This is a genomic window from Hymenobacter profundi (genome assembly GCF_019334315.1).
In the GTDB taxonomy this organism is placed as follows: domain Bacteria; phylum Bacteroidota; class Bacteroidia; order Cytophagales; family Hymenobacteraceae; genus Hymenobacter; species Hymenobacter profundi.
The window spans coordinates 1-8,643 of the sequence record NZ_JAHWGL010000146.1 but is presented as its reverse complement, the minus strand read 5'-3'; the positions used below and the strand labels follow the sequence as shown (position 1 = coordinate 8,643).

Below are 8,643 nucleotides of genomic sequence, written 5' to 3'. Positions count from 1 at the left end.
ATGGAGATAGTAACGAGTATCGTGCCCGCGGTTCCTTCTGCTGTCATAAGGTCCTTCCTTCGTCAGGATGACAGACGACCCAACCCGAAACTATGCTCCAGGCTCTGCAAGATACGTGTTTTTCGCCGAGGCAAACCCTGCGCTGCCCCCACGGCCGGGTGCTGGATTTGGGCCGTCCGCAGGTGATGGGCATCCTCAACCTCACCCCCGATTCGTTCTTCGAGGGTAGCCGGGTAGGGTCTGATGCCGACCTGCTACGCCGCGCCGAAGCCATGCTCACGGCCGGTGCCGCCGTGCTTGACCTGGGCGGCTACTCCTCCCGCCCCGGCGCCGAGGACATCAGCGCCGACGAGGAAAAGCGCCGCGTATTGCCCGCAGTGGAAGCCGTGCGCCGGGCATTTCCTGAGGCGTTTATTTCCGTAGATACCTTTCGGGCCAGCGTGGCCTCCGAGGCCGTAGCCGCAGGCGCCGACATCCTCAATGACATCAGCGGCGGCACCCTCGACGACGAAATGCTGACCACCGTGGGCCGCCTGCATGCGCCCTATGTGCTGATGCACATGCGCGGCACGCCCCAAACGATGATTCAACATACTGAATATAGTGGCGACATCGTTACGGAGCTCGTGCGTTATTTCCGCGACAAGCTAACCCATCTGCGCTCCTTTGGGGTGCGCGACGTGCTGCTCGACCCCGGCTTTGGGTTTGCCAAAACGGCGGCCCAAAACCACGAGCTGTTGCGCCGCCTACCCGAGCTAGGGGTGCTGGGCCTGCCCATCCTGGCGGGGCTTTCGCGCAAAGCCATGCTCTACAAACCCTTTGGCCTTACCCCCGATGCTGCCCTCACGGGCACGGTGGCCGTCAATACCATTGCCCTGCTCAACGGTGCCCGCCTGCTGCGCGTACACGACGTAGCCGAGGCCATGCAAACCATTCACCTCGTATCGAACACCTACCCCGCCCACCCTTCCTTTCCGCTTTCCCCGTGAGTAGCTCTTTTGCCATCGGCTTCCTGCGCGTCGGCTGGATCGACGTTGTCGACGTGCTGCTCGTGACGGTGCTGTTTTATCAACTCTACAAGCTGCTGACGGGTAGCGTCGCCCTCAAGATTTTTCTGGGGTTGATGTCGCTCTACCTCACCTATCTGGTGGTGAAAGCAGCCGGTATGGAGTTGCTGACCAGCATCTTGGGGCAGTTTATGAGCGTGGGCGTTATTGCGTCGGTGGTGCTGTTTCAGCAGGAAATCCGGCGGTTTTTGCTGAACATCGGCAAGGCCACAGCCCTGGAACGGGTACGGATGTTCTCGTGGCGACGCGAAACCGGCGGGCAGCGCATGAGCATCACGCCGTTTGTGGAAGCTGCTAAAAGCCTGTCGGGCAAGAATACGGGGGCGCTCATTGCCTTCACCATGTCTACGGAGCTGAAGTTTTACGCCGACTCCGGCGACCTGATTGATGCCGCTATCAGCAAACGCCTGCTGATGAGCATTTTCAACAAAACCAGTCCCCTGCACGACGGCGCCGTCATTATCGCCAACGGCCGCATCAACGCCGCCCGGTGCATCCTACCCGTCAGCGAAAACCCCGACGTGCCCGCTTCCATGGGTCTGCGCCACCGCGCCGCCATCGGCCTCACCGAGGTGACAGACGCCGTAGTGCTGGTCGTGAGTGAGGAAACCGGGCAGGTGTCATTAGTGCGTAGCGGCGAGGTATTCCGCAACCTGGCCCCCGCCGACCTGCGTGCCCGCCTCAACGAGTTCCTATTCAACGCCGCGCCCCGCGCCGCTACCACGCCTACCGACGTAGCGGCCTAGTCTCTGCTGGGAGCTGTCCTGTTTCTCAGTCATCCTGAGCTTGCGAAGGACCTTCTCACGCGAGAACGACAGGCCTTGTTAGGCAAAAACATCTGTCATCCTGAACGCAGTGAAGGACCTTCTCACAGCAGAACGATTGTCGAAATAACGACTTGTTCTGCTGTGAGAAGGTCCTTCACTGCGTTCAGGATGACAGAGAAGTGAAAAATGACAACCTACTGTAGCGTAGCGCCATCCGCCACTTCAGCCTACCGTTTCACAATGCGTTGCGCCAGGGTAGCATTGGCGGTTTGCACTTGCAGTAGGTACACGCCGGCGGGCAGTGCTTCCAGACGTAGCTGGGGCATAGAGCCATCCGTTACGGCCTGCTCCAGCACCAACTGGCCCGCCAGATTACGGAGTTGTGCGCGCTTACTTCCGCTGGTCAGATTGCGTAAGTCTAGCGTCAGGCAATCGGTAGCGGGGTTGGGGTAGGCGGCTAGGGTAGCGCCAGTGGTAGTAGGAGCATTGGTTACCTGCACACTGATAATGGGTGCGTAATTGGTGCTGCCATCGAGGTCTACTTGCTTGAGGCGGTAGTAGCTGCGGCCCGCGAGGGGACGTGCATCCGTGCTGTTATAGCGGGTAGGGGCAGCAGTGGTGCCAGCACCCTGCACAGTAGCCAGTGGCTGAAAGGTGTAGCCATCGGTGCTGCGCTCTACCACAAAGTGGTCGTTGTTTTTCTCCGAAGCGGTGTTCCAGGCCAGTAGTACAGCGTTACCGCGCACCTGCGCCGTGAAGCTGGTCAGTTCCACTGGCAGCACCTGATCGACGCAGCCGCCGGTTTGCAGATTGGTATTATAGGAGTAGTTGCTGCCGAGTACGCCCGCTAGGGCATCCCAGCCCCTATCGCCAATTATCAAGGAAAGGAGAATGTTGAAGAGACCTTGTTCACACCGGCTCAAATCCAGACGGCCTACCACAGCAAACTTGCCGGAGCCATTTTGGCGGCATAGCTGGTAGCCAGACAGCTTGTCCACAATCACTTTTCCAACGCTTTTGCCATCGGTGGGGCCTTGTACCTCGCCGTCGTTGATGAGTTCGTGCACGGCCAGCTTGCCGGAGTTGAGGAGTAGGCCCAGGCCATTGTTGTGGCAGGTATTATCTACCTCAATGGTGCCGCAGTTGTTGGTCGTTTTATTGTTGTTGTAGTTGAGGCACTTCCAGTAGCCTTCATTATAGATCTTTCCTGAGTTATTGGTGTGACCTTTCAGGATGCAGCTGCTGTAATTGCGGAAGGTGGTGCCTTCAGCCGTCTGGCAATTCGTAAACGACAGCTGGCCCCAGTTATATACATTACCACCAGTAGTATTCAGATTCAGATCTTGGCACGAAATACTCCCGGTTCTCTCAACCGTAAGGGTGCCAGCCTGTCCTACCGGAATACTGCCGGGGCATGTCCATTTGCCGCTGGTGGTGATGGTAGCGCCGTTACCGTTCCAGTTCACGCCCGCCTTCAGGGTGCCCTTATTGGAGACAACGACCCCGTCGGTGAGGTTGAGATTATTTACTAGGGTCTGGCTGGTTGCCGATGTATATAGTGCTCCGTTCTTCCCGAAATTAATGCTGTTGCCTGTGCTCCACACCCCGTTGTTGTACACGGCGCACTTGGTGCCATTCCAATTGAGGTTGCCCGTGAAAGTGATACCCGCCGGAATGCACAGCGTTTCATTGTTATTGAGAGAAAAAGAGTTGTTTCGCGTGCTTTCCGTAACTGTATAGGTATACGTCGTCGGTGTTTGCCCCTGCACGGATACTGGCCTTATCGCGATTATTGACAATAATATAACAAAATAGTTCAATGCCTTGCTAAAGGCACAGCGGTTCGGATACTGGCTGAAAAGCAGCATGGGTAGGAGTGTTTTATATCAAAACGAGAAGTTATAGGACAAATGTAATATAACTTTTCTATTAACAAATATGACTTATATAAATGTAAGCCTATAAAATGCTACGAATATTGATAAAAAACCTTCTCATTGTAACAAATCAGTTTGTAACTATCTCATAATAGGACAATTATCTCAAAATGAGATGGTATAAATATTTTCATAAAAAATAGCCCAGGATTACAATTACCATGTGGCAACTGTAATCCTGGGCTATCAAGTAGGGTTATAGGCGCTCCTACCCCATCCGTTTTCCGATGGGCTATACTCTATGGCGTATTGGTTACCACTTGGCCAGGCGTGGTCTGGGCTGCGGCACTCCGGTCTTTCAGCGTGCCTAGTTCCTGTCCTACCTCAACGAAAGCCGCAATGGCCTTGTCCAGATGCTCGCGGGAATGGGCGGCGGAGAGCTGCACCCGAATGCGGGCCTGGCCCTGCGGCACCACAGGGTAGTAGAAGCCTACCACGTAAATGCCTTTTCCCAGCATTTTGGCCGCAAACTCCTGGCTCAGCTTGGCGTCGTAGAGCATCACGGGCACAATGGGGTGCTCGCCCGGCCGGATGTCGAAGCCAGCTTCCGTCATCTTCTCGCGGAAATACTTGGTGTTTTCTTCCAGTTGGTCACGCAGTTGGGTGCTTTCGGTCAGCAGTTCCAGCACGCGCAGCGAGGCGCCTACAATGGCCGGAGCCAGCGTATTGGAAAACAGGTAGGGCCGGCTGCGCTGGCGCAGCATATCAATAATCTCCTTGCGGCCCGAGGTGAAACCACCCATAGCGCCGCCCAGCGCCTTGCCTAGCGTGCCGGTGATGATATCCACGCGGCCCATCACATCGCGGTACTCGTGGGTGCCGCGGCCGGTTTTGCCCAGGAAACCCATGGAGTGGCACTCGTCAATCATCACCAGCGCCTCATACTTATCGGCTAGGTCGCAGATTTTGTCGAGCTGGGCAATGGTGCCGTCCATGGAGAATGACCCATCGGTGACGATGATGCGGTGGCGCGTGCCCTTGGCCTGGGCGTCCTGGAGCTGTTTTTCCAGGTCCTCCATATTGTTGTGCTGGTAGCGGTAGCGCTGGGCCTTGCACAGGCGCACCCCATCAATGATGCTGGCGTGATTGAGGGCATCGGAAATAATGGCGTCCTGCTCGTTGAACAGCGGCTCGAACACGCCGCCGTTGGCGTCGAAAGCAGCGGCGTAGAGAATGGTGTCTTCGGTGCCCAGAAACTCAGCCAGCTTTTGCTCCAGCTCCTTATGGATATCCTGTGTGCCGCAAATAAAGCGCACCGACGACATGCCGTAGCCGTGCGTATCGATGGCCGCTTTGGCCGCCTGCACCACCTCGGGGTGCGACGACAGGCCCAGGTAGTTGTTGGCGCAGAAGTTCAGCACATCGCCCGCTTCCCGCGTTTCAATTTCGGCGCCTTGGGGCGAGGTAATCACGCGCTCCTTTTTATAGAGGCCGTTGTCTTTGATTTCCTGAAGCTGTTTTTCGAGGTCGGGTTGCAGGGTAGCGTACATAGGGTAGTAGGTAGTGAAGAAGCGAATAACGCGAAATTACGCGTTCCAATACGTTTAACCCTGACAGGTCTTTGAGCCCCTGTCAGGGTTGCAAGGAGGCGTGCTATGCGCGGCAATACTAATTAGCGGGCTGCTACGTCAGCTTTCAGCAGGTTCGGGAAGGCCTTGCGGAACTTCTCTACCTTGGGCCGCGATACATTGGCGATGTAGCCTTGGTTGGGGTTCTTGCGGTAGAAACCCTGGTGGTAGCTCTCAGCAGGCCAGAACTTTTGGATAGGGGTCACCTGCGTCACCACCAGCTCGGTGCCGTAATGACGCGAGGCGTTGATTTTCTTGATTTCGGCCTCAATCTGCTGCTTTTCCTGGGGCGTGCGGTAGAAGGCCACCGAGCGATACTCCGGGCCGCGGTCGGGGCCTTGGTAGTTAAGCTCCGTAGGGTTGTGGGCGCCCAGGAAAAATACGTCGAGCAACTGCTGGTAGCTCACCTGCTTGGGGTCGTAATACACCTGCACCGATTCGGCGTGGCCGGTTCCTTGGCCTGCTACCTCCTCGTAGGTAGGGTTTTGGGCTTTGCCGCCAGCGTAGCCCGCCAAGGTTTCGCGCACGCCGCGCACCTCCCGGAAGGTTTCCTGCACGCTCCAGAAGCAACCACCGGCAAACGTAGCTACAGCCAGGCCTTGCGTGTTTTTGGGTAGGGGCGCGGGTTTTAGCGCATCAGGCGACTGTTGCTGAGCGCAGGCAGTAGAGGCCACCGTGGCCAATACCAATAAGAGGGATTGAAAGAATTTCATACGAAAGAACAAGACGAAAAAAGACCAAAGCGTGCCGGCAAATGCGCCGGCCGACTACAGGTACATACGTCTTTCTCAACAAACCGGACTGCAAAAAAGCTCCTGCGTAGTAGCCTGTTACCGGTTGCCTGGGTAGCGCTAGTTGCTCAGCGGCTCGCCCGGTTTCGGCCAAAGAAGGCCGTGGCGCCTTCCCGGCCACTTTGTACCAGTAGCTGTTTCTGCGCCGCCGTCATGCGCTTGATTTTGGGGTTGAAGCCGGCCGTGCTGATGCTCACCGTGCGGGGCCAGTCCTGGGGCTGAGCGGGGTTCAGGTTTTCGATGGAAAGCGAGTAGAGCGCACCCATATAAGAACCGAAGTTCTGAATAGGGTAGGGGGCCAGCTGCTGCCGACCGCTGGGTAGCGTGTCCAGGGCAATCTGCTCGGCGCGGTCGAGACGCAGGCCCAGGGTTTCGGGATTGGGGGTAGGGGCAGCCGCCGGGCCAGTGCCGACGGGCTGGTAGCGCGGAGCGTCGAATAGGTCGATGGGGTAGTTGGCCAACAGGCCACCGTCTACCAGCACGTGCACCGGCTGCCCCTTGGCGGGGCGCGTCACCACGTGGCCCTGCATATCCAGCAGTACCGCCCGGAAGTACAGCGGAATGCTCATGCTGATGCGCACGGCATCAGCCACGCGCAGGTCGGGGTGGGTTTCGTAGCTGAACACCTGCACGCGCTGGGTGGTGAGGTTGGTGCCGGTGGTGTATAGGTCGCGGTAGCGGGTGGGCTGGGCCAAGGCCAGCTGGTGCAATTGGCCTAGCGTGAGGTGGGGCTGCTGGGTTTGCTGGCCTACCAGCTCGCTGAGGTACTCCGTGAACTGGTCGCCGCGGTACCAGCCGTACTGCTTCAGCAGGCGGTTGCTACCCCCGAAGAAGATGAAGCGCCCGTCGTTGAGGCGCTGCACCGGCGTGCGGTCAACGATGTCGATGATCTGCTGGGGGGAGTAGCCCACGGCCAGCAGCGCCGCCTGAATAGCCCCCGCCGACGTACCGCCTACCCGCCGGATGTCGGCCAGCACCCCCTGCTCTTCCAGCACCTGCAAGGCCCCGCCGTAGGCAATGCCGCAGATGCCGCCGCCCTCCATCACCAGGTTGCGGTAGGGACTGGCGGGCTGCGCCAGTAGCGGGGTGGTCATAAGCAGAAAAAACAGGATAGTAAGGCAACGCAGCATACAAGGGTAGCAATAAGCACTATTCGGCTTCAAAATAAGCAATGCTTTGCAGATAAATGAGTTATAGTCGTTTTGCAGTAATTGTGATTAATGGAGAAGGGTGAATGTATAAAATCAGTCACCCTTCTCCTTCGCAGTTTTGCCCTCTACTACCTCCCCGCTGCCTTGCGGGTAGCGGCACATAAGTTGCCTACCCGGTATCTTTGCATCCACCACCCGCTTCACGTTTTTATTCCATTTGTTTTCTATGGCTACCACCCCCGCCGAACCTGCTACCATTCTCGTTATTGGCGCTTGCGGCCAACTAGGTCTGGAACTCACCGAGGCGCTACGCCAGCGCTATGGTGCAGCCCAGGTAATAGCTGCCGACGTGCGCCCACCCCAGCAGCCGGAGTTGTTGCACGGTGGCCCATTTGAGCTGTTGGACGTGCTGGACCGCGCCCGCCTGTTTGCGCTGGTGCAGCAGTACCGCCCTCGCCAGATCTACCACCTGGTTGCCATGCTCTCGGCCACCGCCGAGAAGCACCCGCAGGTTGCCTGGAAGCTGAACATGGATGGGTTGCTGAATGTGTTGGATGTGGCCGTGGAGTACAAAGTAGCGCAAGTGTATTGGCCCAGCAGCATCGCTGTGTTCGGCCCCGATACGCCCCGCACGCACACGCCCCAGCTCACTGTAATGAACCCCAACACGGTGTACGGCATCAGCAAGCTGGCCGGCGAGCAGTGGTGCGAGTGGTATCATCAGAAATACGGCCTTGATGTGCGCAGCCTGCGCTACCCTGGCCTTATTGGTTACAAGAGCCTGCCCGGCGGCGGCACCACCGACTACGCCGTGGACATTTACCACAAAGCCGTGGCCGGCGAAAACTTCGAGTGCTTTCTTCAGGAAGACACCGAGCTGCCTATGATGTACATGCCCGACGCCCTGCGTGCTACCCTCGACCTGATGCACGCCCCCGCCGAGCAAATCAGGGTGCGCTCCAGCTACAACCTGAGCGGCATGAGCTTCTCGCCCCAGGAAATTGCGGCCAGCATCCGGCGCCACGTACCCGATTTTGAGGTTTCCTACCGCCCCGACCAGCGCCAGCAGATTGCCGACTCCTGGCCCCGCAGCATCGACGACTCCCAGGCCCGCCAGGACTGGGGCTGGCAACCCGAGTTTGACCTGGATAAGATGACGGCTGATATGCTGGCTCACCTGGCCGTGAGCGTGTAGGTTTCTCGTAGAAGTACGCCAACGGAAAAGCGCAGAGGTTCGCAGAGTGCAACGATTATCGTGCGCTGCGAACCTCTGCGCTTTTCTGCTGCGTACTTCTGCGAGAAACCTACCCCTCGCATGATTGTCAACCCTACTCCTACCGGCTGGCAGGTTATCTACCAGCA

At 57.8% G+C, this 8,643-nt stretch carries 7 protein-coding genes; 3 read left to right on the top strand and 4 right to left on the bottom strand.

What is annotated here, in order from left to right:
- The first annotated feature begins 92 nt into the window (after positions 1-92).
- On the top strand, positions 93-989 hold the full coding sequence (gene folP / locus KYK14_RS20705; protein ID WP_219161602.1) for a dihydropteroate synthase: 897 nt from the start codon (positions 93-95) through the stop codon (positions 987-989).
- On the top strand, positions 986-1,813 hold the full coding sequence (cdaA, locus tag KYK14_RS20700) for a diadenylate cyclase CdaA (RefSeq protein WP_185281734.1): 828 nt from the start codon (positions 986-988) through the stop codon (positions 1,811-1,813). Before folP ends, cdaA begins: the two co-directional genes overlap by 4 nt.
- 248 nt (positions 1,814-2,061) lie before the next feature.
- On the opposite strand, the gene KYK14_RS20695 is transcribed toward cdaA, so the two are convergent.
- From KYK14_RS20695 to KYK14_RS20680, 4 genes are all read right to left on the bottom strand, one after another.
- Complete coding sequence (locus tag KYK14_RS20695) at positions 2,062-3,603, bottom strand: T9SS type A sorting domain-containing protein (RefSeq protein ID WP_219161601.1); 1,542 nt, start codon at positions 3,601-3,603, stop codon at positions 2,062-2,064.
- Positions 3,604-4,010: 407 nt separating this feature from the next.
- Complete coding sequence (gene kbl, locus KYK14_RS20690; RefSeq protein WP_219161600.1) at positions 4,011-5,261, bottom strand: glycine C-acetyltransferase; 1,251 nt, start codon at positions 5,259-5,261, stop codon at positions 4,011-4,013.
- Between the two features lie 122 nt (positions 5,262-5,383).
- Positions 5,384-6,052: a peptide-methionine (S)-S-oxide reductase MsrA gene (msrA, locus tag KYK14_RS20685; RefSeq protein ID WP_219161599.1), complete on the bottom strand. Its 669-nt coding sequence runs from the start codon at positions 6,050-6,052 to the stop codon at positions 5,384-5,386.
- Between the two features lie 146 nt (positions 6,053-6,198).
- Complete coding sequence (locus KYK14_RS20680; protein ID WP_219161598.1) at positions 6,199-7,224, bottom strand: patatin-like phospholipase family protein; 1,026 nt, start codon at positions 7,222-7,224, stop codon at positions 6,199-6,201.
- Positions 7,225-7,507: 283 nt separating this feature from the next.
- On the opposite strand from KYK14_RS20680, the gene KYK14_RS20675 reads away from it, so the two are divergent.
- Positions 7,508-8,476: an NAD-dependent epimerase/dehydratase family protein gene (locus KYK14_RS20675; RefSeq protein WP_219161597.1), complete on the top strand. Its 969-nt coding sequence runs from the start codon at positions 7,508-7,510 to the stop codon at positions 8,474-8,476.
- Positions 8,477-8,643 lie beyond the last annotated feature (167 nt).

Coding starts and splice junctions, on each gene's coding strand:
- folP (WP_219161602.1), top strand. CDS start 93: ATGCTCCAGGCTCTGCAAGATACGTGTTTTTCGCCGAGGCAAACCCTG.
- kbl (WP_219161600.1), bottom strand. CDS start 5,261: ATGTACGCTACCCTGCAACCCGACCTCGAAAAACAGCTTCAGGAAATC.
- msrA (WP_219161599.1), bottom strand. CDS start 6,052: ATGAAATTCTTTCAATCCCTCTTATTGGTATTGGCCACGGTGGCCTCT.
- KYK14_RS20680 (WP_219161598.1), bottom strand. CDS start 7,224: ATGACCACCCCGCTACTGGCGCAGCCCGCCAGTCCCTACCGCAACCTG.
- KYK14_RS20675 (WP_219161597.1), top strand. CDS start 7,508: ATGGCTACCACCCCCGCCGAACCTGCTACCATTCTCGTTATTGGCGCT.